Source organism: Amorphoplanes digitatis, from assembly GCF_014205335.1.
Classification (GTDB): Bacteria; Actinomycetota; Actinomycetes; order Mycobacteriales; family Micromonosporaceae; genus Actinoplanes; species Actinoplanes digitatus.
The window spans coordinates 2,512,340-2,535,816 of sequence record NZ_JACHNH010000001.1; the positions used below are offsets into that span (position 1 = coordinate 2,512,340).

The 23,477-nt window shown below is 72.5% G+C and carries 18 protein-coding genes; 11 read left to right on the top strand and 7 right to left on the bottom strand.

Translation table 11 applies throughout. The features are described from left to right. Positions 1 to 45 precede the first annotated feature (45 nt). Complete coding sequence (locus BJ971_RS10910; protein WP_184992142.1) at positions 46 to 999, top strand: hypothetical protein; 954 nt, start codon at positions 46 to 48, stop codon at positions 997 to 999. Here BJ971_RS10910 and BJ971_RS10915 read toward each other — a convergent pair. Beyond that, complete coding sequence (locus BJ971_RS10915) at positions 948 to 1,685, bottom strand: DUF6193 family natural product biosynthesis protein (RefSeq protein WP_184992145.1); 738 nt, start codon at positions 1,683 to 1,685, stop codon at positions 948 to 950. The genes BJ971_RS10910 and BJ971_RS10915 overlap by 52 nt on opposite strands. A gap of 87 nt (positions 1,686 to 1,772) precedes the next feature. Here BJ971_RS10915 and BJ971_RS10920 point away from each other — a divergent pair, with 87 nt between their 5' ends. After that, on the top strand, positions 1,773 to 2,234 hold the full coding sequence (locus tag BJ971_RS10920) for an Rv0361 family membrane protein (protein ID WP_239087113.1): 462 nt from the start codon (positions 1,773 to 1,775) through the stop codon (positions 2,232 to 2,234). 58 nt (positions 2,235 to 2,292) lie between these two features. Here BJ971_RS10920 and BJ971_RS10925 read toward each other — a convergent pair whose 3' ends face one another. Further along, positions 2,293 to 3,231, bottom strand: a complete 939-nt coding sequence (locus tag BJ971_RS10925; protein WP_184992149.1) for a M20/M25/M40 family metallo-hydrolase — start codon at positions 3,229 to 3,231, stop codon at positions 2,293 to 2,295. Between the two features lie 273 nt (positions 3,232 to 3,504). Between BJ971_RS10925 and BJ971_RS10930 the strand changes: the two genes are divergently transcribed. The 3 genes from BJ971_RS10930 to BJ971_RS10940 all read left to right on the top strand — a co-directional run bounded on the left by BJ971_RS10930 (position 3,505) and on the right by BJ971_RS10940 (position 4,999). Continuing rightward, complete coding sequence (locus BJ971_RS10930) at positions 3,505 to 3,864, top strand: DUF6204 family protein (protein ID WP_184992151.1); 360 nt, start codon at positions 3,505 to 3,507, stop codon at positions 3,862 to 3,864. A gap of 130 nt (positions 3,865 to 3,994) precedes the next feature. After that, complete coding sequence (locus tag BJ971_RS10935) at positions 3,995 to 4,342, top strand: hypothetical protein (protein ID WP_184992153.1); 348 nt, start codon at positions 3,995 to 3,997, stop codon at positions 4,340 to 4,342. A gap of 273 nt (positions 4,343 to 4,615) precedes the next feature. Continuing rightward, positions 4,616 to 4,999: a hypothetical protein gene (locus BJ971_RS10940; protein WP_184992155.1), complete on the top strand. Its 384-nt coding sequence runs from the start codon at positions 4,616 to 4,618 to the stop codon at positions 4,997 to 4,999. A 12-nt stretch (positions 5,000 to 5,011) separates the two neighbouring features. Here BJ971_RS10940 and BJ971_RS10945 read toward each other — a convergent pair whose 3' ends face one another. Beyond that, entirely contained in the window at positions 5,012 to 5,683 is a 672-nt protein-coding gene (locus BJ971_RS10945) for a hypothetical protein (protein ID WP_184992157.1), read from the bottom strand. Between the two features lie 647 nt (positions 5,684 to 6,330). On the opposite strand from BJ971_RS10945, the gene BJ971_RS10950 reads away from it, so the two are divergent. After that, on the top strand, positions 6,331 to 7,701 hold the full coding sequence (locus BJ971_RS10950; RefSeq protein WP_239087095.1) for a glycoside hydrolase family 10 protein: 1,371 nt from the start codon (positions 6,331 to 6,333) through the stop codon (positions 7,699 to 7,701). Positions 7,702 to 7,768: 67 nt separating this feature from the next. Here the strand turns inward: BJ971_RS10950 and BJ971_RS10955 are convergent, their stop codons facing one another. Together BJ971_RS10955 and BJ971_RS10960 are read right to left on the bottom strand one after the other, a co-directional pair. Further along, positions 7,769 to 8,728, bottom strand: a complete 960-nt coding sequence (locus tag BJ971_RS10955; RefSeq protein WP_184992159.1) for a quinone oxidoreductase family protein — start codon at positions 8,726 to 8,728, stop codon at positions 7,769 to 7,771. Next, complete coding sequence (locus BJ971_RS10960; RefSeq protein ID WP_184992161.1) at positions 8,728 to 8,931, bottom strand: hypothetical protein; 204 nt, start codon at positions 8,929 to 8,931, stop codon at positions 8,728 to 8,730. The genes BJ971_RS10955 and BJ971_RS10960 overlap by 1 nt, the downstream gene beginning before the upstream one ends. 70 nt (positions 8,932 to 9,001) lie before the next feature. Here BJ971_RS10960 and BJ971_RS10965 point away from each other — a divergent pair, with 70 nt between their 5' ends. After that, a complete protein-coding gene (locus BJ971_RS10965) occupies positions 9,002 to 9,640 on the top strand; it encodes a TetR/AcrR family transcriptional regulator C-terminal domain-containing protein (protein ID WP_184992163.1) in 639 nt (212 codons plus the stop codon). Positions 9,641 to 9,657: 17 nt separating this feature from the next. Here BJ971_RS10965 and BJ971_RS10970 read toward each other — a convergent pair whose 3' ends face one another. Further along, positions 9,658 to 15,951 (bottom strand): non-ribosomal peptide synthetase, encoded by a 6,294-nt coding sequence (locus BJ971_RS10970; protein ID WP_184992165.1) that lies wholly within the window; start codon positions 15,949 to 15,951, stop codon positions 9,658 to 9,660. After that, entirely contained in the window at positions 15,941 to 16,921 is a 981-nt protein-coding gene (locus tag BJ971_RS10975) for a TauD/TfdA family dioxygenase (RefSeq protein ID WP_184992166.1), read from the bottom strand. The genes BJ971_RS10970 and BJ971_RS10975 overlap by 11 nt, the downstream gene beginning before the upstream one ends. Positions 16,922 to 17,095: 174 nt before the next feature. Here BJ971_RS10975 and BJ971_RS10980 point away from each other — a divergent pair, with 174 nt between their 5' ends. The 4 genes from BJ971_RS10980 (at position 17,096) to BJ971_RS10995 (ending at position 23,431) form a co-directional block, all read left to right on the top strand. Continuing rightward, complete coding sequence (locus BJ971_RS10980) at positions 17,096 to 19,891, top strand: type 2 lanthipeptide synthetase LanM family protein (RefSeq protein WP_184992167.1); 2,796 nt, start codon at positions 17,096 to 17,098, stop codon at positions 19,889 to 19,891. An 11-nt stretch (positions 19,892 to 19,902) separates the two neighbouring features. After that, positions 19,903 to 20,133 carry a hypothetical protein gene (locus tag BJ971_RS10985; RefSeq protein ID WP_184992168.1) on the top strand — a complete coding sequence of 77 codons (231 nt, stop codon included), beginning with the start codon at positions 19,903 to 19,905 and terminating at the stop codon, positions 20,131 to 20,133. A 61-nt stretch (positions 20,134 to 20,194) separates the two neighbouring features. Continuing rightward, on the top strand, positions 20,195 to 23,104 hold the full coding sequence (locus BJ971_RS10990; protein ID WP_184998783.1) for an ATP-binding protein: 2,910 nt from the start codon (positions 20,195 to 20,197) through the stop codon (positions 23,102 to 23,104). A gap of 111 nt (positions 23,105 to 23,215) precedes the next feature. Then, entirely contained in the window at positions 23,216 to 23,431 is a 216-nt protein-coding gene (locus BJ971_RS10995; RefSeq protein ID WP_184992169.1) for an MbtH family protein, read from the top strand. Positions 23,432 to 23,477 lie beyond the last annotated feature (46 nt).

Sequence of the window (23,477 nt, forward strand, 5' to 3'; positions counted from 1 at the left end):
GCTGCGGACCTTTTGCCGTCCGGCATCGTCGGTAGCATCCACACCATGACTGCGTCAAAGCGGCATTTACCTTACCCCTACGATCAGGATCTGATCGGTATCGTCACCCGGGTCAAAGGCAAACGACCGGCTACGCGCGCCGCCCTGCCCAATGATCTGAAGGTGGCCTCCTATCTGAAGGCCGGCGTGACCTTGATAGAGCGCAACCTCGGCCCGCAGGACGGGTCCGGCGACCTCGAACAGGGAGTCAACCGCCCATACCGCTCCGGGATCAAGTTCTTGACCGAGCGGGCCGTCATCGCGGAGATGGAGCGCATCGAGCCGCCCTTTCTGAGGCTGAAAGGCGATGGCCCGTACCGGTGCACCTGGGCCACCCACGACGACTACGTCGACGATCTGCTCGACTTCCTGTTTCATCCGATCAACTACGACGACCAGTACGGCGCGGCGATGCAGACGCGCGGCGAGTCATTGATCAATGCGGAAACCCTCGTGGACGCGTCCGATCATGTCGCCTTCTACGAACTCCAGGCGATCTGCCGGATGTCGCTCTTCCGGCTCCAGCTGATGATGGCGGCGACGGCCCGTCACGACGACGGTATCCACCGGGCCATCGCCAGGAACTACACCGCCGCGCTGGAACCCTGGAAGAAGTACTACGAGTCCACCATCGCCGAGCGTGGCTTCCGCCTCTGTGAAGGTGTCAGCCTGGATCAGTTCGCCAACATGCTGGCGGCGGTCATCGAGGGCTTCGCGGTGCGTCACCTGGGTGATCCCGAGGCCGGCATCCTCGGGGACGCTCCCACCACCGGCAGCACCACCTCGATGCTGATCATTGCCGTCCTGAACAGCTATCTCGAGCCGGCCAACGGTCCCCGGCGCCCGGCGCTCCGTGAGCAGTTCGCGGCGGTCGAGAACGCCGCCCGCGGCCGCCAGGTCGCGCCCTGTCAGGGCCGGTACGAGCCCGCCGTCGCCGGACCCGGGTCGCCGGCCAGGTGACCCACGGCGATGGACACCGCCTCCTCGGCGGTGCCGGTCTGCCCGAGAACGGCGCCGCGGAAGGAGGTCTTCGCGATGAACAGGCCATTCAGCGTCGCCTCCAGGCACACCGCGTCCGGGGAGAACGGGAATCCGGTGGTGGTCGAGAACCGCAAGGACCAGTGGCTCGTGTACGGATACAGCTGCCGTAGCCTCGGCTCGGCATGGGCGGCCTCGACAAGCGCTTGATGTTCCGGCCAGTTCGCCTGTTCGGCGTCCTCTCGCAACCATTGCCACTGGGCCGCCACCAGCTGCTCCGGCCCTTGCTCGGCGGCCTCGGCCAGCCGGGTCAGCTCCACGAACGGCACCGCCTGCCGAATATCGCGCAGCGGTATCCCCTCGCGCCACAGCTGCGCCGCCCGGGCGACGTCGACCAGCTGTTGTGTTGAGCCGCCGATCATCCAGACGCCCTGGCCCCAACCGGTGATTCCCCAGCAGCGCCGGGTCGATCCCGCGTTGATGTCGAGTTGGTTGCGCAGCGGGGTGGCGCTGGTGACGCCGGCGTACTGGAGCGGCTTCTCCGCGTGGGTGATCACCTGGCCGAGCACCAGTCCCTTCGCCGCCGCCACCGCCCGCAGAGCGGCGGCCAGACTGCCCATCGCGGCCACGTCGGGGTACAGGTCGACTGGATTGGGAAGAGTAGTCACGGCAGCGAGTGTGCCGCATTCGCGTGCGCCCGGGCAGTTCCTGGAACGGCATTGTTCGGCACGCTCGAATGGTTAGTCTTGATCATCGTGGAGATGCCGCCGTACCAACCAGAACCGCCGCCTCCGCGGCGCCGCACGCTGCGGACGGTGTTGATCGTGGTCGGCATTGTGCTGGTGTTGTGCTGCGCGGGCGCGGTGGCCGGGGGATTCTTCCTTTTCCGGGAGGTGAAGCAGGCGACCGACCCGGCCCGTGAGGCCACCGAGGAGTTCGTCACCGATCTGGAGTCGGGCGACGCGGATGCCGCCTACGGCCGACTCTGCGCCGGCACGCGGGGCCGGTTCACGCGCGAGGCATTTTTACATGGGCTGAGCGAGCAGCCCAGAATTCAAAGTCATGAAATCGTCGGCGTCAATGTGTCGACCGTCAACGGCCGAGTCTCGGCAACCACCACCGCCGAGCTCACCTTCGATACCGGCTTCGTCGACCGGCACACCTTCAAGCTCGTCAAGGAGGACGGGCAGTGGAAGGTGTGCGGGCAGCCGTTCTGAGACATCCCGCGCCGCGGTGCGGGGGAGGTGGCCCCCGCACCGCGGACGTGACGGTCGATCAGGCGCCGGCGAGGGTCCAGACGGCGCTGGCGATCGCATTCGAGGCCAGGACCATGCTGTCCTGGGAGACGTCGGTCATGTTGTCGCAGGCCTTGTGGTAGCAGGCGCCCAGCGCGCTGAGGCTGCGTACCGAGCTGACGCCGGTGACCTTGACGCCGGCGTTCTTGAACGCGGCGTGGTCCGAGCGGTCGTCGGTGTCCAGCGACGGGTTGACGGTGATGCCCTTCGAGGCGAAGTAGGTCCGGAACGGCGCGTTGAGGCCGTTCGACTGGCCCTCGACGTACAGGCTCCAGCCGACCGGGGTGTTGTTCTCGATCTTGTTGCCGACCATGTCGAAGTTGAGGTACCCGTCGATCTTCGCGGCCCCGCCGCTGGGCAGGTGCGACACGTAGTAGCTGGAGCCGATGTCGCCCTGCTCCTCGGCGCCCCAGAAGCCGAAGCGGATCCGCTTCTGCGGCACCAGCTTCGCCTGCGAGATCGCGGTGGCGTTCGCCAGCAGGGCCGCCACGCCGGAACCGTTGTCGTTGATGCCCGGGCCGGCCTTGACCGAGTCGGAGTGGGCGCCCGCCATGATCACGTGGTTGGCGTCGCCGTACGGCCACTCGGCGATGACGTTGGACGCGGCCTTGCCGCCGGTGGTGAAGTTCTGCACGGTGGTCACCCAGCCGAGCGCGGTGAGCTGCGCCTTGATGTAGTTCACGGTGGACGTGAAGCCGGTGCTGCCGATGACCCGGGTGTTGTTGCTGGCCGTGGCGAAGTCCATCAGCTTCTGCAGGTGTGCCATCGGCGCCGCCGCGGTGATCGGCGGCGGGGCGAGGGCGACCTTGACGGCGGCCGGGGCGACCGGTGCCGGGGAGGCGTATGCCGCGCCGGCGAGCGCCAGGGTGGCGGTCAGGGCGGCGGCGGCGCCGGCGTAGGCAAGCTTGCGAACCCGCATCGTTCCTCCAGGGGGTGGGAGCCGAGACCCGGGGCCGCGGCTGAGCGCGCTGGTCGCGGCCGGCGTCAAGGGTGAACGGCGGCGTTGCCAGGAACCCCGGAGCCGAACCCTACGCATCCCGCGGGGACACCGGGACATATCAATATGCCCCTCTCATTCCCGGCGGTTTCCCGGCCGGGGCATCTCCCGCGGCGGGTCGGTGCCGACCGGAACGGGCCTCCGACCTGCCTAAACCGGTGGAGTGGGCACGCACGGGCGGCTACGGTCGCGGGCATGACTACACGCACCATCCGGGTCACCGTACGGGGAGCCTTCGACGGGCTCGACGACGAGCAGCGCGCCGGCCTGCTCGCGCTCGCGGCGCAGCACGACGTGGCGTTCGCCGCGTATACCGATGAGGGCTCGCTGACCTATGACATCGCGGCCCGGCCGTTCTTCACCTTCCGGTTCGCCCGTACCGCGCAGAGCGAGCAGGACGTTCCGGCCGTGGTGCGCGACGCCGAGGCGGCCGCGGTGGCCTACCTCGACGAGCACGGGTACGGCTACAAGAACCTCAGTGCGCAGGCCGTCGACATGTCGCAGGTGCCGCTGGGCAAGCGCGGCCGCAAGGAGGCCGCCCGCGGCGAACGCTAGGGCGGGCGATCCTATTCGAGGAGCTTCGCGGACAGTAGCTTTTGTAAAAACATATATAGATGCTTGTCGGTTTCCGTCCCGGTTCTGCAAGATCCGTGGAGCACGTATCGCTCTAGGAACGGGGAAACAGATGCGAAATCGAGCTACAGTCCGCGCGCTCTCCATCGCCGCGCTCGCCGTCGTCGGCGGGCTCGCGGTTCCGGCCGCCGCCGCGCACGCCACCGCCTCCGATTGCCACAGCCAGCGCTGGAACGGCTCCGGCGACCAGGACGGCTGGCAGGCGAAGTGTGACACGCAGAGCAACCCGGGCAAGGACCTCTACCGCGCGGTGGCGACCTGCTCGCGCGACACCAACCCCAGCGTCAAGGTCACCGTGTACGGCGGATGGGTCGGCGGCGTCGCCTCCGGCTGGTCGATCGCGCGCTGCGCGTCCAACTACTCCGTCGTCAGCGGCAGGTACGAGACCGGTTCGCGGTAGCTCCGCCGCGACCGCGGAATCCGACAAACGCGCACCCTCGACGGCGGCCCGCTGCCTTCGAGGGTGCGCGTGCGTCGGTACGGCCCGGTTGTGCGGTTCTCGTTCGCTGCCGGGTCGCTGTCAGGTTGCCGACATCGTCTCCCGATCTGTGCGCCGAAAAATGGTCGGACAAACGAAATTGATCGTCAATTCTTGGACGTGTGGCAGTATGGGTCACTGCTGTACTGCCCGGGCAGCCTGACATTGCGATCTGCAACAGCGGGGGGCGTACGAATGCGACAGAAATTCTTGGCGGTCGGTATCGTCTGCTCATTGACCGGCGCAAGCCTTTCGATTATCGGTTCACCCGCGGCGGCCGACACCAAATACGGCTGCAGGTATCCACGGGTCTGCCTGTACATGAACAATTCGGACTGGGTCGCGCGTAAGCCGACCGCGGCCTATCAGGACATAACGTCGAATTGGCAGCAGTTGGGTCAGCGTGGGCGTCAGGCCTACGCCGTCTACAACTCGCGCAACGACGACACCGTCTGGATGACCGACGGCAATAAAGCGGACTGTCTGAGTCCGGGCGAACTCTGGTTCTATGACCCCGACGCCCCCATGAAGATCGTAAAGATAAGGGTCGACGGCGAGTCGGACTGCTTCGGCCGCTGAACTCGATGACGGTCAGGTGGGCGGGGCCGCGCCGGCGGGTTCCCTCGCCGGTGCGGTGTGTGCGGCCGTCCACCAGACACTGAGGATCAGCAGCAGTTCGCCGACGTTGCCGATCCAGAACGCCACCGCTGCGGCCGCGGCCGCGGCGAACATGGCGACCGACCCGGCGAGCAGCCACGGCCGGCGGGCCCGGACCAGGAGGGCTGTGCCGATGCCGATCAGCACCAGGACGGTCACCACGGCCGGTATCGGCGCGCCGTGCGAGGCGGCGTTGGTGTAGCGGACGGTGTCCGCGTAGCGGGTCGGCTCCAGCTCCAGGGTGAGGACGTCGAGCCAGAGCCCGGCGGCGACGAGCGCGACGGTGAGCGCGCCGAACGCGGCGGGCGCGGTTCTCCCGGCGAGGGTCCGGATGCCGTGCCGGCGGCCGAGACCGACCCCGACCATGATCAGCAGGGGTACCAGCAGGGCGTGCGTCACGTAGCGCGGCACCGACAGGGTCCGCAGCGGCTCGCCCTCGCCGAGGGTGCCGCCGACCGCGATGACGGCGTTGTCCCAGATCAGCGCCATGATCACCAGAATCAGCATGCTGAGTGCCCAGTCCGGCCGGCGGCGGCGCAACGCGATGACCAGGAAGAGCAGGCCGATCTCCGCGACGGCGATCAGGCCGAGGAGCGCGCTGAGCATGTGTCCCCTGTTCCGTTGAGGGAAACGACGTTCCGTCAACGTAAACGGCGGTCGGCCGGGAGGCAAGGCCGGAGACGGGCGGCAACGTTCCCTCGCCAACCGCGGGTCGAGAATGGGCGCATTCTTGGGGATCGTTGTGTAGCTGGAGGGCCGGTTTGGCATTCCGATCGTGATATGCGAATCGATGCGCAAATCGAGGACTGAAAATCTGTTATCTCAGAATCCCTCGCAGGTCGGCTCTCCGCGATCCGCAGAAGTGTCGGCCTTCGAAAGTTTCGGTTTCCTGAAGGGCGCCGAACCCTCCAGCTCGGCAATGAGATGACTTGCAGTTGTGATCAGGCGCGTCAATACCTTCCGGAAGTTTTCCGGAAGGTATTGCCTCCATCGACGAGGCCATGCCAGCATCACTTGGCATTGAAGGCCATCGCTCTCGGTTCCGAGTTGTGCGATCCACCGATTCCCTCGCACGCAAGGTGACTACCCCAACCGCCGTGTAGTGCTCGGCGCCGGGACGCGGATCGAGAAATGAGGAAATCGTGCCAGTCACTCCCCCCGTCCCCTCCCTCCGCTCGTCGGGGCGCAGATCCTCGCGGATTCGACTGTTCACCGGCGGCGCCGTCGCCGCCATCACGGCATTGGGTGTCGTGATGGTGATGCCGGCGGCGGATGCCGCGGCGAGCACCCTCGGCGCGGCGGCCGCGCAGTCGGGCCGGTACTTCGGCACGGCGATCGCCGCGGGCCGGCTCGGCGACTCGACGTACACCACGGTCGCCGGGCGCGAGTTCAACATGGTGACGGCCGAGAACGAGATGAAGCCGGACGCGACGCAGCCCCAGCGCGGCCAGTTCAGCTTCGGGTCCGGCGACCAGATCTACAACTGGGCGACCCAGCGCGGCCTGAAGGTACGCGGCCACACCCTCGCGTGGCACTCGCAGCAGCCGGGCTGGATGCAGAGCCTCAGCGGCAGCACCCTGCGCCAGGCGATGATCGATCACATCAACGGCGTGATGGCCCACTACAAGGGCAAGCTCGCCGCCTGGGACGTCGTCAACGAGGCCTTCAACGAGGACGGCAGCCGTCGCGGCTCCAATCTGCAGGGCACCGGCAACGACTGGATCGAGGTGGCGTTCCGCACCGCCCGCAACGCCGACCCGTCGGTCAAGCTCTGCTACAACGACTACAACATCGAGAACTGGTCCTACGGCAAGACGCAGGGCGTGTACAACATGATCCGGGACTTCAAGTCCCGCGGCGTGCCGATCGACTGCGTGGGACTGCAGACACACTTCACCGGCGGCAGCTCGCTGCCCGGCAACTTCCAGACCACGCTCTCCAGCTTCGCCGCCCTCGGCGTTGACGTCGCCCTGACCGAGGTCGACGTCACCAACGCCTCGACCTCGCAGTACGCCGGGTTGACCCAGGCCTGCATCAACGTGGCCCGCTGCATTGGCATCACCGTGTGGGGCGTCCGGGACAGCGACTCATGGCGTTCCAGCGAGAGCCCGCTGTTGTTCGACGGCGGCGGCAACAAGAAGGCCGCGTACAGCTCGGTGCTCAACGCCCTCAATGCCGCCGGCCCGGGTCCGTCCTCGCCGCCCCCGACCGACCCCACCGTCTCCCCGACGCCCTCGGTCCCGCCGGCCGGCGGTACCCGGATCGTCGGAACGCAGTCCGGCCGCTGCGTCGACGTGCCGAACTCGTCGCAGAACAACGGAACGCGAGTGCAGCTCTACGACTGCAACGGCCAGGCCAACCAGACGTGGACGCTCACGTCGAGCCGGCAACTGACCGTGTACGGCAGCAGGTGTCTCGACGCCGCGGGCTCCGGCAACGGCTCCGCCGTGCAGATCTACAGCTGCAACGGTCAGGCCAACCAGCAGTGGAACGTCAACTCCAACGGCACCGTCACCGGTGTGCAGTCGGGACGCTGCCTCGACGTGTGGGGCACCGGTAACGGGCAGCAGGTCCAGATCTACGACTGCAACGGGCAGGCCAACCAGCGATTCAGCCTGAACTGACCGAGATGGACGAGCGGTTGCTCGGCGGCCCGGAGTCAGCTCCGGGCCGCACACCCGCGTGAAGCGGTCACGGCACCACGACGAGCCTGCTGCCCCGTAGATCGGTGCGTTGCCAGGCGGTCTCGATGTCGCTCAGCGGGACCTTCACCACGTCGAAGGTCAGCTCGCCGGACCGCGCCCACGCCACGACCTGGCTGTACGCCTCGTGCATGGTCTGCGGGCCGAGCCCCTTGGCCGCGCCGTAGATCTCGACACCGGAGGTGCGCAGGCTCTCCGCGGCGAGCGTGAGCCCTCCGCCGGCGGACCCGCCGACCTGGACCAGCCGGGTCGGCCTCGGGAACGCGAACGTCTCCGGTACCAGCGATCGCAGCAGGACCTCGGTGGGCCGGCCCCAGAGGTAGTCCAGCACGACGTCGTAGCCGTCACCCTTGGCGTCGAGGTAGGCCCGCGCCAGCGCCTCGTCCGGCACGGCGGTGTTGATCACCGTGTCGGCGCCGAGGTCCCGCACCTCACGCAGCTGGTCGTCGTCGCGTCCGGTCGCGACGATCCGTCCGGCGCCGAGCAGCCGGGCGACCTTCACCGCGAGTCGCCCCGCGACCCCGGTGGCGCCCTGCACGAGCACGGTCTCGCCCGGCACGAAGCCGGCGGCGGTCCTGATGGACATGCCGGTGATCGCCGTGCCCAGCACGGCCGCGGTCGCCGGATCGATTCCCTCCGCGATCGCCACGTACGCGCCCTGGGGCACCACGGTCTTCTCGGCGAGCGCGCCGTAGGGCAGGCGTGGGTTGCCGAATCCGACGAGGGTGCCGTCCGGCAGCGCGCCGATGCCGTCGAAGGCGGGAATCGCCGGCAACCGCGCGGTGTACCGCCGGCCGGCGTAGTGCGTGCCGGCCGCGATGAGCTTGTCGACGTTCTCGACCGCGACCGCCAGCACGTCGATGACCACCTCGTCGTCGCCGGCCACGGGATCGGGGAAGTCCTCGTAGCGGGGGACGCCTCCGATCTCGTGCAGCACCGCCGCCTTCATTACATCTCCCGGCCGAAGAGCGCCCCGATCCGGCGCTGCCAGCCCGGCAGGAACCGGGGAGGGCGGCCGGGCGAGTGGTTGGGCGAGGGCCGGGACGCGCCGCGGCCGTGGACCGCGGTGCCGTGGTGTCCGGCCGGCCGCTCGGTGTGCGCGGGCACTCCGGGAATGCGGTGGGTCGCCCAGTGCAGCAGCTTGCTTGCCATCTCCATCTCCTTCTCTATCAGTGATAGAGGGACCCTAGCACTGATAGAGTGCCGGCGGGAGGTACCGACATTGGCGCTGGATCGACAGCGGATCGTCGCCGAGGCCGTCGCGCTGCTGGACGCCGAGGGACTCGACGGCGTGACGACGCGCAAGCTCGCCGCCCGGCTCGGCGTGCAGTCGCCGACCCTCTACTGGCACCTGCCCAACAAGGCGGCGCTGGTCACCGCGATCGCCGACGCGATACTCGACCAGGAGTTCGGCGACATGTCCGCGCCCGAGCCGGATCAGCACTGGCAGGACTGGCTGGCCGGCCTCGCCGGGCGGCTGCGCCGGGCGCTGCTGGCCCATCCCGACGGCGCCCGGGTCGTCTCCGCCGCCCAGCTCTCCCACACCATGACGGCGATCTCCGAACTGGCCATGAGCACCCTGGTGGCCCGCGGCGTCCCGCTGCGCCGGGCCCGCGTGATCGTCCTGACCGTCGAGCGCTTCACGGTCGGCCACGTCCTGGAGGAACAGGCTCCCCGCCCGGACGCGGAGGCGCTCAAGGACTTCGACATGGCCGCGTTCGGCGAGCGGCACCCGACCGTGGTGGCCGCGATCGCCGAGTACTTCCGGCCCGGCCGCACCGTTGACGACCTGTTCCGCGAGTGTCTCGAGGTGGTCATCGAGGGCGCCGCGGTCATGGCCGGTGCCGATCGGCGCGAGTGACGCGAGCGGCGGGCGCGTCATGCGATCAGGTCGGCCACCTCGGCGTCGGACAGGGCGGCGATGTCCGCCTCGACCGCGGCCGTGACGGCCTCGGCCAGTTGGGCGACCGTCCGGGATTCGAACAGGCAGCGCAGCGCGAGCCGCACCTCGAACGTGGCGTGCAGCCGGGCCAGCACCCGGGTGGCGAGCAGCGAGTGACCGCCGACGGCGAAGAAGTCGTCGTCGACGCCGATCGTGTCGCGGTGCAGCACCTCGCGCCAGATGTCGGCGATGATCTGCTCGACCGGGTTCCGCGGCGCCGTGTGCTCCCGGGCGCCGAGGGCCAGGTCGGGTGCCGGCAGCGCCTTGCGGTCGACCTTGCGGCTCGCGGTCAGCGGCAGGCCGGGCAGGGTGGTCCACCAGGCGGGGATCATGTTCTCCGGCAGCAGCTCCCGCAGGTGTTCGCGCAGCTCGGCCACGGTCGGAGCGTTGCCGGGGCGGGGAACGAGGTAGGCGGCCAGGCCCCGGTTCCCGGGGGTGGGTTCGGCGACGGTCACCGCCACGGCCTGGATCGCCGGGTGCTGGGCCAGGGCCGCCTCGATCTCGCCGAGCTCCATCCGCAGCCCACGGATCTTGACCTGCTGGTCGATCCGGCCGAGGAACTCCACCACGCCGTCGGGCCGGTAGCGGACCAGGTCGCCGGTGCGGTACAGGCGCGCGCCGGGCTCGCCGGAGAGCGGGTCGGGCACGAACATCCCGGCGGTCAGCTCGGGCCGGCCGCGGTAACCGCGGGCCAGCCGGACCCCGCCGAGGCACAGTTCTCCCGGTACGCCGACCGGCACCGGCCGCAGGTCGGCGTCCAGCACGTAGGCGCGGGTGCCGGCCACCGGCCGTCCGATGGGCAGCGCGGCCGTCGCCGGCTCGCCGGACGGCGTCCGCGGCACCGGGTGCAGGAAGCAGGTGACGGTCGCCTCGGTCGGGCCGTAGTTGCACAGGAAGCGGCCGGGTAGCCCGCTCTGTTCCCAGCGCCGGGCGTCGGCGACGGTGACGACGTCGCTGCCGACGTTCATCAGCGCCAGGCCGTCGAGCGCGGACACGTCGTATTCGAGCATCTCCCGGTAGTACGCGGGGGTGATCTCCATGATGGTGACCCGGTGCTCGGCGAGCCGCGCCGGCAGCTCGGCCGGCGGCCAGAACACCGGGTCGCTGACCACGATCGTCGCCCCGGCCAGCAGGGTCGCCGCGATCTGGTCCATGGCCACGTCGAACGTCAGCGCCGACAGCAGCACCACCCGATCCTCGGGCGTGATCCGGTACGCGTCGGCGATGACCCGGCAGTGGTGCGCGTACGCGCCGTGCTCGATCATCACGGCCTTGGGCCGGCCGGTGGAGCCGGAGGTGTAGATGAGATAGGCCAGGTTGCCCGGGGTCGCGGCCGGCGGCAGGCCCGCGCCGGGCAGGCCCGCGGTGGCGGTGACCACCTCGTACGTGCCGGCGGTGAACCGGTCGGCGAGGTCGTCGCTGGTGACGACGATCCGCGCGCCGGCGTCGGCGATCATGAAGTCGCGCCGGTCCGCCGGGTGCGCCGGGTCGAGCGGCGCGTACACACCGCCGGACTTCAGGACGCCGAGCAGCACCACCACCGCGTCCAGGCAGCGGTCCAGGCACACCGCGACGGTCGACTCCGGCGTCACGCCCCGCGACCGCAGGTACCGGGCGAACGCGTCGGCCCGGGCGTCGAGCTCGGCGTACGTCAGCCGTTCGCTTCCGAACTCGACCGCGAGCGCGTCCGGGGTGCGCCGGGCCCGCGCCTCGAACAGCTGCGGTACGCACACCGGCTCGGCGGCCACCGGCCCGGTGCCCGCCCAGTCGCGCAGGAGCAGATGCCGCTCGGCGTCGCCCAGCAGGTCCAGTTCGGACGGCCGGGCGCCCGGATCGGCCACGATGCCGTCCAGCAGCCGCAGGTAGTGCCCGGCCAGGCGTTCCACCGTCGTGCGGTCGAACAGCTCGGTGGCGTACTCGAAGACGCAGCGGAGCCGGTCGCCGGCGCGCTGCTGGACCGTCAGGGTCAGGTCGAACTTCGCCACCGGCGTGCCGGAGCGCAGCGGCTCGATCGCCGCGCCGCCCAGCGTCGCCGGGAAGCGGTCCAGGTGCTGCACGTCGAACATGATCTGGAACAGCGGGTTGCGCGACAGGTCGCGGTCCGGCTGGAGCGCGTCGACCAGGTGCTCGAACGGCACGTCCTGGTGGGCGAACGCGTCAAGCGCCATGGCACGTACCCGGGACAGCAGTTCGGCGAAGCCGGGATCGCCGGCCAGATCCGTGCGCATCACCAGGGTGTTGGTGAAGAAGCCCAGCAGGTCCTCGGTCTCCGGCCGGGTCCGGCCGGCGACCGGCGTGCCCACCGCGATGTCGGTGCGCCCGGTGTAGCGGGCGAGCAGCACCTGGAACCCGGCCAGCAGCAGCATGAACGGTGTCGCGTCGTGCCGGCCGGCCAGGGCGACCAGCGCCCGGCCCAGCGGCTCGGGCACGTCGACGCGGACGTAGTCGCCGCCGGGGTCGCGCTGTGCGCCCCGGGGCCGGTCGGTGAGCAGCTCCACCGGGGTGAGGCCGTCGAGCCGCCCGCGCCAGTGGTCGAGCTGGCGCGCGATGTCCTGCCCGGTGCCGTGCTCGTGCTGCCAGGCGGCGAAGTCCGCGTACTGGATCGCGGCGGCGGGGCCGGGCGAGCCCCGCAGCGCCGCGTCGAGATCACGCAGGAACACGCCCATCGACCAGGCGTCGAACGCGATGTGGTGCAGCGACATCAGCAGCAGGTGGTCGTCGGCGGCCACCCGGATCAGGGTGACCCGCAGCGGGTGCTCGCGGGCCAGGTCGAACGGCCGGCTCGAGGCGCGGTCGAGCAGCTCCAGCCCGGCCGCCTCGGCGTCCGGCACCCCGGCGAGGTCGACCTCCTCGAACGCCGCGGGGCCGGGCGCGTCGATGACCTGCACCGGCTCGCCGTCGCGGTGGACGTAGCGGGTGCGCAGCACCTCGTGGCGGGCGACCACCTCGTCGAACGCCCGGCGCAGCGCGTCCGCGTCGAGCGGGCCGCGGGCCCGGACCGCCAGCGGTATCAGGTATTCGGCGCTGCCGGGGGTGAGCTGGTCGAGGAACCACAGGCGCTGCTGGCCGAACGACAGCGGCAGCGTCCGGTCCCGCGGCACGGCCCGGATCGCGGACGGGTCCCCGGCCGCAGTTGCCTCGTCGATCCACCCGGCGAGGCCCTCCACGGTGGGCCGGGCGAAGAAGTCGCCCACCGACATCTCGATGCCGAACATCCGGCGCAGCCTCAGTACCAGGCGGATCGCGACCAGGGAGTGGCCGCCGAGTGAGAAGAAGTCGGCGTCGACGCCGACCTGTTCGACGCCGAGTACCTCGGCCATCGTGCGGGCGATGTCGCGCTCCAGGCCGGTGCGGGGCTCCCGGGCCGGCGCCGCGACCGCGGGCGGCGCGGCCAGCGCGGCCCGGTCGATCTTGCCGTTGGCGGTGAGCGGCAGGGCCGCGAGCGCGACGGTCACCGACGGCACCATGGTGGCGGGCAGCCGGGCGGCGAGGTGCTCGTCGAGGTCGGCGGGGACGGCCGGCACCACGTACGCGACGAGCTGGGCGTCGCCGGCCCCGGTGCGCCGGGCGATCACCACGGCCGCGGCGATCTCCGGGTGCTCGACGAGCGCGTTCTGGATCTCGGCCGGTTCGATCCGCACCCCGTTGACCTTGACCTGGTCGTCGGTGCGCCCGAGGAACTCCAGCGCGCCGTCCGCGCGCCACCGGACCAGGTCGCCGGTGCGGTACCAGCGGGCGCCGGGCTCGTCCGCGTACGGGTTGGGGGTGAACCGCTCGGCGGTCAGGTCCGGGCGACCCCGGTAGCCGCGCGCCAGCCCGATGCCGCCGATCCGCAGCTCGCCGGGGGTGCCGATGCCGACGAGCCGGCCGGCGCCGTCGACGACGTACGCCGCGGTGTTGGGCAGCGGGCCGCCGATCGGCACCGTCGCCGACAGCTCGGCGCCGGTGTACGCACCGGCGGTCGCGTCGATCGAGCACTCGGTCGGCCCGTACGTGTTGATCACCTCGACGCCGGGGAGCGCGCCGGTCAGCTGCCGGCACAGCTCGGCGGGCAGCGCCTCGCCGGCGGAGCAGAGCAGCCGCAGCGAGGCGCACGCGGCGAGCCCCGGGTCGGCGACCAGCAGCCGCAGCACCGACGGGACGACCTGGAGCAGGGTGACGCCGCCGCGCACGATCGCGTCGATCATGACGGCCGGGTCGCGGTGGCCGTCGGGGGGTGCCATCACCACGCTGCCGCCGGAGACCAGCGGGGCGAGCAGCTCCCACACCGCGGCGTCGAAACCGATCGTGGTCTTGTGCAGCAGCCGGTCGGCGGCGGTCATCGCGTACCGCTCGACCGAGAAGAGCACCCGGTTGCGGATGCCCGCGTGGGTGACCACGACGCCCTTGGGCCGCCCGGTCGAGCCGGAGGTGTAGACCAGGTAGGCGCCTTGGGCGCCGGCGATCCGCGGCGGCTCGACGGGCGGCGCGGCGGCGATCTCCGCCCACTGGCGGTCCAGCGCCAACGACGGCACCCCGGCGGGCAGGCCGGCCGCCACGGCGTCCTCGGTGAGGATCAGCGCGGCACCGGCATCGGCGACCATGAAGGACAGCCGGTCGGCCGGGTACTCCGGCGGCAACGGCACGAAGATCCCACCCGAGAGCAGGATCGCCAGTACGGCGGTGGCGAGGTCCCCGCCGCGGTGCATCGCCACCGCGACCGGGGTCTCGGCGGTCACGCCTCGCCCGCGCAGGTAACCGGCGAGCGCCTCGACCCGGCCCGCGAGCGCGGCGTAGCTGAGTTCCCGGTCGCCCCAGCGGACCGCGACCGCGTCCGGGGTGGCCCGCGCCTGGTCCAGGAACAGCTGCGGCAGCGACGCGGCCGGGCGTGCCAGCCCGGTGGTGTTCCACGCCGTGAACCGCGCGAGGTCGGCCTCGGGCACCAGGTCGAGCGCGCCGACCGGGCGGGTGGGATGCTCGGCGATCGAGGTCAGCAGCCGCAGGTGGCTCGCCGCGATCCGCTCGACCCGGTCCCGGGTGAACAGGCTCGTCGGGTAGACGAGCTGGCCGGTGAGCGACCCGTCGGCGTTCTCCGCGAGGTACAGCGACAGGTCGAACGGAGACGCGGCCCAGATCGGCGGGCACGTCTCGACGTCCAGGCCGTCCAGCGTGAACGCCTGGCGGCGCCGGGTGTGGAACGTGAACGCGGCCTGGAACAGCGGGTTGCGGGAGGTGTCGCGGGCCGGCGCGACCGCCGCGACGACCTTGTCGAACGGCACGTCGACGTTGCGCAACGCGGTCAGCGACCCGTGCCGGGCCTGCTCCAGCAGCGTCGCGAAGCCGGCGGCGGCGTCGACGTCGGTGCGCAGCACGACGGTGTTGACGAACATGCCGATCAGCGGGGCCTGCGCGGCGCCGGCGCGGGTGGAGACGGACAGCCCCACCGCGACGTCGGATCGGCCGCCGAGCCGGGAGAGCAGCAGCTGGAAGGCCGCCATGTGCACCATGAACGGGGTGGCCCGCGCCGCCCGGCCCAGCTCACGCAGCCGGTCGGCGACCTCGGCGGGCACGGTCAACTCGACGCTGTCGCCGGCCGGATCCCACTCGGCGGGGCGCACCCCGTCGGTGGGCAGGTCCAGCGGTTCGAGCCCGGCCAGCCGCTGCCGCCAGTACTCCAGGTGCGCCGGGTCGTAGCCGTCGCCGCCGGCCGCGACCTCGTGGTACTGCCGCGCCAGCGCGGGCAGGGCGTGCGGCTCGTGCCGCAGCTCGGCCCGGTACAGCTCGGTGAGCTCGGCCGCGAGCAGGCTCCACGACAGGCCGTCGAACGCGATGTGGTGCACGGTGATCAACAGGACGTTCTCGTCCGGGCCCAGCCGGACCAGCCCGGCACGCCAGGGCGCCTGCTTGCGCAGGTCGATGGGGTTGCGCAGCTCGTCGATCCGGATCTCGCACAGCTGCCGCTCGCGGTCGGCGGCCGGCAGCTCGCCCAGGTCCACGGTGGTCAGCTCGACCGGTACGGCCGGGCCGACGATCTGCACCGCCGAGTCACCGGCCGTGTCGTAGCGGGTCCGCAGCACCTCGTGCCGGGCCGCCACCTGGCTCAGCGCGGAGCCCAGCGCGGTCACGTCCAGCGGCCCGCGCAGCCGCAGCGTCGCCGACAGCAGCTGGTCGACGGCCGCGCCCGGCCGGAGCTGGTCGAGGAACCACACCTGTTGCTGCGTGTACGACAGCGGATGCGTGTCAGAGCGCACGGTCGCCTCCGGCGTGCTGGTCGCCGGACGCCTCGGCCATCGCCACGGCGATCTTGCGGGGGCCGGTGAACGGCTCCCGGCCGTGCGCGGCGAGCATGTTGTCCACCACCAGCACGTCGTGCTCCTGCCAGTCGAAGCGCCGCTGCGCGTCCCGGTAGCACTGCCGCAGGTGCGCCACCACGTCGTCCGGTATGGGCGCGCCGTCGCCGTAGTAGCTGTTCGTCGGCAGGTCGGCCTCGTCCATGAGCTCCCGCAGGCCCTCGCAGACGTCCGGTGCCAGCGTCGTGACGTGGAAGAACGCGATGTGGTTGAACCACACCGTCTCCCCGGTCACCGGGTGCCGGTGCACCGCCCTGCGGACGGCCCGGGTCCGCAGCCCGTTCGCGCCGACCCACTCCGGGCGCATCCCGTTGCGCACGCAGTACGCCTCGACCTCGGACCGGTCACCGGTGCCGAACGCCTGCTGCCAGGGCACCCCGTAACCGTCGGTGAAGTTGCGGACCACCCGCCAGCCCCGCGCGGCGAACTCGTCGCGGACCGCCGGGTCGATCGCCCGGTACACCTGCCTGGTGTCGGCGAGCGGCGTCGCGCCGAGCGTCTCGGGCGGCCGTACACAGTAGAAGAACAGCGTCAGCGGCCAGCGGGCCTGGTACGAGTTCTCGTTGTGCAGGAAGATCTCCTCGCCCGGCGGGTAGTCCGTCGAGGTGTACACCTGTCCCTTGATCGTGCTGCGCGGCGACGACCGCTCGGTGTACGCCAGCGGCGACCCGGAGATCGTCCGCACCACCCGGTCGAAGCCGTCCACACCGCCGACGTCGTAGCCGCGCAGCAGCACGGCGCCGTGTTCGCGCAGTTTTCGGCGGATGGCCGGGGCGTCCAGGGCATCGGTACTCGTGACCGGCAGACGGGGTTCGTCAGGCGTCATAACGAAGGGCAGGGCACCCGTGACCGGCGTGACTAGGGAGCGCATGGTCCCAGCATCGGCGCGTTCCCGCGGGCCGGGCAGAGAGGGAACGGTAGTCCCGCGCGCAGCACGGGTGCCGCCGCCGTCGCGCGTTCTTCTCCCCCCGGGACCCCGTTCCCGGAGAAGATGGGTGGCTTCTACCTATCCGGTGTTCCCGCGGGTCTGGCACCGTACCTGGGTATGACCGAGTCGGTGTCCGATCAGCTCTCCTCCTGGTCAGACGTCGCCGGGCGCCTGACCGGGTCCACTCCGGACGCCGCGGCGGTGACGGCCGCGCTCGCCGTGCCGACGCGCGGGATCGTCACCGCCGCCCGTGACCGGATGATCGACCGGATGCGCGGCGTGCTGCCGGACGCCGAGCTCGCCGCGGCGGCCGACGGATTCACCGAGGAGCTCGGCGCCCGCCTGGTCCGCCTGACCGGCGGCGTCCTCGCCGCGGACTTCCACGCCCGGCAGCGCGCCGGCGAGCTGACCGGCGACGACGGCCCGCGCCGGTTCGCGGACTTCGTGACCCGCCTCGCCGGCCCGGACGGCCTGAGCACCCTGCTCGCCCGCTATCCCGTGCTGGACCGGCTGATCGCCGAGGCCGCGTCGTCGGCCGCCGACACCCGGGCCGAGCTGCTCGGGCGGTACGCGGCCGACCGCCGCGCCCTGATCGACGCCCTGCTCTACGGCCGGGACCCGGGCCCGCTGACCGGCGTCCGCACCGGACTCGGCGACCCGCACCAGGGCGGCCGGTCGGTGGCCCTGCTCACCTTCGGCGACGGCCGGCGGGTGATCTACAAGCCGCGCGGCCTCGCCTCGTACGCCACCCTCGCCGCGCTGATCGACTGGCTGAACGGGGCCGTGCCCGGCCTGGACCTGCGCGCCGCCGCGACCCTGACCCGCCCCGCCTACGGTTACGCCGAGTTCATCGCGCACCGCCCGCTCGCCGACCTCGAGGCCGGTGCGCGCTTCTACCGCCGGGCCGGCGCGCTGCTCGCGCTGCTGCACGCGGTCCGGGCGGTCGACCTGCACTGCGAGAACCTGATCGCGGACGGCGAGCATCCGGTGCTCGTCGACGCGGAGATGCTGTTCCACCCGGACCTACCGCCGCCCGGTGCGGCCGACGACCCGGCCCGCCGGATGCTGTCCGCCTCGGTGCACCGGACCGGCCTGCTGCCGGCGGTGATGGTCGTACCGGCCGGCGTCGTCGACTGCTCGGGCCTCGGCGGCCACGGCGCCGCCGCGCCGGGCGGCCCGAGGTGGCACCTGACCGGCGCCGGGCACGACCGGCTGCGCCCGCACCCGGGTGGCCCGGCCGCCGGGCTGAACCGGCCCCGGCTGCACGGGCGGGCCCTCGACCCGAGCGACTTCGAGGCGGCGCTCTGCGGCGGGCTGCGCGACGGCTACGACGCGATCATGAACGACCGGGCCGGCTTCCGGAAGCTGCTGGACACCGCCACCGGGCTCGGCGTGCGGATCATGTTCCGGCCGAGCCGCACCTACGCGCTGCTGCTGGACGGCGCCACCCACCCGGACCTGCTGCGCGACGACGCCGGCCGGGTACGCGCCTTCGGCGTCCTGTCGCACACCTCGGCCGCCGACCCGCTGCGCGCCCCGCTGGTCGAGCACGAGGTGGCCGACCTGCGCCGCGGCGACATCCCGATCTTCACCGCGCGCGCGGACCGCCGCGACGTATGGACCTCGGCCGGTGCGCGCCTGCCCGGCCTGCTGCCCGGCACCGGGCTGGACGAAGCCGCGGCGACACTGGCCGCCATGGGCGCCGCCGACCTGCACGACCAGGAGTGGATCGTCCGCGCCACCCTGGCGTCGCGGCACCCGGTCGACGGCGGGCACCGGGCCGCCGCCGCGCTGCCCGGGCCGATGACCGGTCACGAGGCCGGGCCGGGCCGGCTGCTCACCATGGCGTGCGGGCTCGCCGACCAGATCCTCGCGCGCGGCGTCACCGGCGGCGACCGGGTGAACTGGCTGGGCCTCGAGGTCGTCGACGGCGCACGGTGGATGGTGCTGCCGATGGGCGCGAGCCTGTCGAACGGCTATCTCGGCGTCGCGTTGTTCCTCGCCCAGCTCGCCGAGCTGACCGGGATCGCCCGGTACCGCGAGACCGCGCGGCGGGCCGCGAGCGCCGCCGGGCCGCTCTGCGAGAGCCTGGCCGCGCGCCCGGACCTGGCGGTGCACGTCGGCGTCGGCGGCTACCACGGCTTCGGCGGCATCTGCTACGGACTGTCGCGGCTGTCGACGCTGCTCGACGACCCGCGGATGCGCGCCTTTGCGCGGGCCGGCGTCGTGGCCGCCACCGCGGCGGCCGCCGCGCCCGGCCCGCCGGGCGTGGCCGGCGGCACCGCCGGGTGCCTGGCGGCGATGCGCGCGGTCCACGCCGAACTGGGGCTGAGCTCGGCGGCGGCGCTCGCCGCGACCTGCGCGGACCAGCTCGCCGCCGGTCCGGCGGGTGACGGGCCGGGCTTCGCCGACGGCCGCGCCGGCATCGCGTGGGCGCTGGACGATGCGCGCGGCCTCGCCGCCCTGGACCCGCCCGGCGACGGCGACCACGGCTGGTGCCGCGGGACCGCGGGCCTCGTCGCGGCCCGCGGTGTCCCCGCCGGCGCCGATCCGGTCGACCTGGCCCGGACGCTCGAGCGGCGGCCGGTGTCGGGCGACCTCAGCCTCTGCCACGGCGAGGCGGGCATCACCGAGGCCCTGCTGGTGCTGGCCGCCGCCGACCCGCAACGGTCGGTGCAGCGGATCCTGCGCCACCGGGCCGGCCTGGTGCTCAACGCCATCGAACGGTACGGACCCGGCTGCGGCACCCCCGGCGGGGTCGCGACGCCCGGGCTGTTCAACGGGCTGGCCGGCATCGGCTACGGGCTGCTGCGCCTCGGGTTCCCGGCACGGGTGCCCTCGGTGCTGCTGCTCGAGCCGGGCCGTCCGAAAGAGGTCACCACAACCCGCACGCCACCGGCGAGCGGCCAATGAAGGAGACAACAGTGTCTGAAAAGGAACTCATCGGGTCCCACCACGACGGCGCGTCCGATCAGGACCGGGCGGCCGAAGGACGCGCGAGGCACCAGGCGTCCTTCGGGGTACAGACCGCGATTCTGGCCGGCGTGCTCGTGGCGGCCGTCGGAGCCGGCGACGTGCTCGCCTCCCTCGGCTGGCCCGGCTCGACCTGCTGCGACCCCGAGAATCCGTACGTGAGTGCCGTAGCGACGTCCTAGCAGTGCCCGAACATCTATGAATAAAATCCCTGTCGTGAAGGGATCGTCACGGTGGGGAGCGTTGCGGCACCGCACCCCGGCGCTGGTCGGGCGCGACGACGAGCTCCGATCCGCGGAACAGATGCTGGCCGCGGCGCGAGCCGGGCGAGGCGGGACGATGTTCGTCACCGGAGACGGTGGCATCGGCAAGTCCCGCCTCGCGGCCGCCGCCGCGGACATGGCCTTCGCCGCCGACATGAGCCTGCTGCGCGGGCGCGGCAGCGCGGTCGGCCTGACCATGCCGTTCCGCTCGCTCACCGAGGCCCTGCTGTCGCTGGTCCGCAGCGGCGACCCGATCGACGTGACCGAGCTCGGCCCGTACCGCCACGCGCTGGGCCGGCTCATCCCCGACTGGGCCGACGGGCCGGCCGGCCCCGGCCCCGGCTCCCTGGTGGTGCTCGCCGAGGCGGTGCTGCGCCTGACCGCGCTGGCCGGACGCGACCGCGGCTGCCTCATCGTGCTGGACGACATGCAGGACGCCGACGCGGAGACCGTCGCCGTCGTCGAGTACCTCATCGACAACCTCGGCCAGCAGTCCACAATGCTGCTCTGCACCGTCCGGGACGGGCCCTGCGCGGCCCTCGACCTGGCCCGGGCCGCCGAGCAGCGTGGTCTGGCCGCCGTGCAGACCCTGCTGCCGCTCGGCCCGGGCGACATCCGCGCCCTGGCCGCCTCCTGCCTGGACTGCCCGCCGGCGGACGTGCCCGGGCCGCTTGTCGACAGCCTCGTCGCGGACAGCGCCGGCAACCCGCTGCTGGCCGAGGAGCTGCTGGCCGCGATCGTCAACAGCGGGCAGCTCGTGCACGAGAGCGGCTGCTGGACCCTGCCCGACGTGATCCGCACCAGCGTGCCGGAGGCCCTCGCCCGCGCGGTGGCCGGCCGCGTCGAGCAGCTCGGCCCCGAGGCCCGCGACCTGCTCTCGGTCGGCGCCGTGCTGGGCCGCCGCTTCCCGCTCGCCCTGTTGCACGCGGTCTCCGGCCTCGACGACCGTGCCCTGCTCAACCACCTGCACGGCGAGGACGCCGGCCGGCTGGTCGCGCCCGACGAGCAGACACCGGACTGGTACGCCTTCCAGCACCCGCTGCTCGGCGAGGCGGTGTTGCAGCTGCTCGCGCCGGGACACCGCGTCGTGCTGGCCCGCCGCGCCGCCGACGCGATCGCGGCGACCTACCCGGGCCTGCCCGACGAATGGTGCCAGGTCAGCGCGTCGTTGCGGCTGCAGGCGCAGGAGCCGGGCGCCGCGGCCCGGCACTACCTGGAGGCGGGCCGGCGTGCTCTGGCACAGGGCGCGGCGTCCTCGGCCGTCGACCTGCTCGACCGCACCCGCGAGCTGCTCGACGGCGACCCCGACCAGCTCGCGCACGCCACCGCCATCGAGGCCCTGGTGTCGGCGCTGGCCGAGGCCGGCCTGATGGAACGCGCCCTCGACCTGGCCAACCGCCTCGACGTGGCGCCCGACGGCCCCGACCGGCGCCGCCGCGCCGAACTGCACACCCGCCTGGCCTGGGCCGCCAACCTCGCCGGGCGCACCGCGGACGGCCTGAGCCAGGTCGCGCTCGCCCGCGCCGCGCTCGGCCCGGACGCACCCGACGAGGCCACCGCCCCGATCGACGTGGTCGAGGCGCACGTCATGCTGGACCTGCCCGGCCCCGAGCGGTTCACGGTCATCGAGACGATGACCCGCCGGGCCGCCGCGGTCGCCGAGGCGGTGCCGCTGCCCGAGGTGGCCTGCCAGGCGTGGCAGCTGCTCGGCGCGCTGAGCCGCCGCCGGGACCTGGCGGAGGCGACCGCGTGCCTGGAGCGGGCGCGCGCCATCGCCGTGCGCCACCACCTGCCGATCTGGGAGATACACGCCCTGGTCCGGCTCGGCCAGGACGAGGCGCTGCGCAACGGCGGCATCGCACTGCTGGAGCAGACCAGGCAGGCGGCGCTGCGCTGCGGCGCGGTGACCGCCGGATACCACGCCGACACGAACATCGCCCTGCACACCGTCCTGCACGGCGACTTCGCGGCGGCGGGCCCGCTCATCGACCGGACGCTGGGCGCCACCACGCGCCTGAAGATGATCGAGACGACGCAGCTGCTGCTGCTCTCCCGGGCCATCCTCGGCGCGCACCAGGGCCGGCGCCGCGAGATGAACGACGCCATCGCCGAGTTCCGGCGCTGGGACGGCGACCAGGACCTGCACGCGCCCCGCGTACACGGCCTGGCCCGCGCGTTCTGCGCCCTGCTGGAGGAGGACCGCGAGCGCGCCGCCGCGGAACTGGCCCGCGCGCGGCGGCCGGGCGACGCCAACGTCAGCGCGCACCTGAGCGGCGAACACGGCCTCGGCCCGCTGCTGCGGGTCCTCGCCGGGCCCGGCGACGACGACCCGGCGCCGGGCGCGAGGGCCGGGCCGGCCGCCGCGCTGCGCTGGAACCGGCAGTTCGCCCTGCTCGCCCAGGCGATCCTCGCCGGGCGGGCGGGTCGCGCCGACGACGCCACCGCGGCGTTCGGCGAGGCGCTGCTCGCCGCGGCGCCGTACGCCACCGCCCGGCACCTCTGCCTGCGACTCGGCGGGGAGGCGGCGCTGCGCGACGGGTGGGGTGACCCCGTGGCCTGGCTGCGCGCCGCCGAGGAGCACTTCCACGCCGTCGGCGTGGTCCCGGTGTCCAGCGCCTGCCGGGCCCTGCTGCGCCAGGCGGGCGCCGTGGTCAACCAGCGCCGCACCGGGGCCGAGGACCTGCCCCGGGAGCTGCGCGCCGCCGGGGTGACCGTCCGCGAGTACGAGGTGCTGCGGCTGCTCGTGGAGCGCCTCGGCAACCGGGAGATCGCCGGTCGGCTGCACCTGTCCCCGCGTACCGTCGAGAAGCACGTCGCCAGCCTGATCGCCAAGACCGGCCAGGCCAACCGGATCGTGCTCGGCGAATTCGCCGGCGAATTCGTCAGCTGAGCGCCCGGCGCGTCCAGCGGTGCCGGTTCTTCTCTGCTGCCGCCGCGCGGCACGGTGCAGGCTCCGGATAGCGCGACAGCGCGGCACGAATTTCCGGACGAAGGAGCGGTCATGCCCGACGAGCAGGCGGACGAGCGGACGTATCAGGTAGTCGTCAACGACGAGGAGCAGTACTCGGTCTGGCTCGCCGACCGGGAACTGCCGCCGGGCTGGCGCGCCGAGGGCACCCGCGGCGCGCGTGCGGACTGCCTGGCGCACATCGGCACGGTGTGGACCGACATGCGGCCGCTGAGCCTGCGCCGGCAGATGGAGAGCGCCGGCGCCTGAGACGGCCCGACGTGGATCCCGCGAGGGATCCACGTCGCCGTCCCGG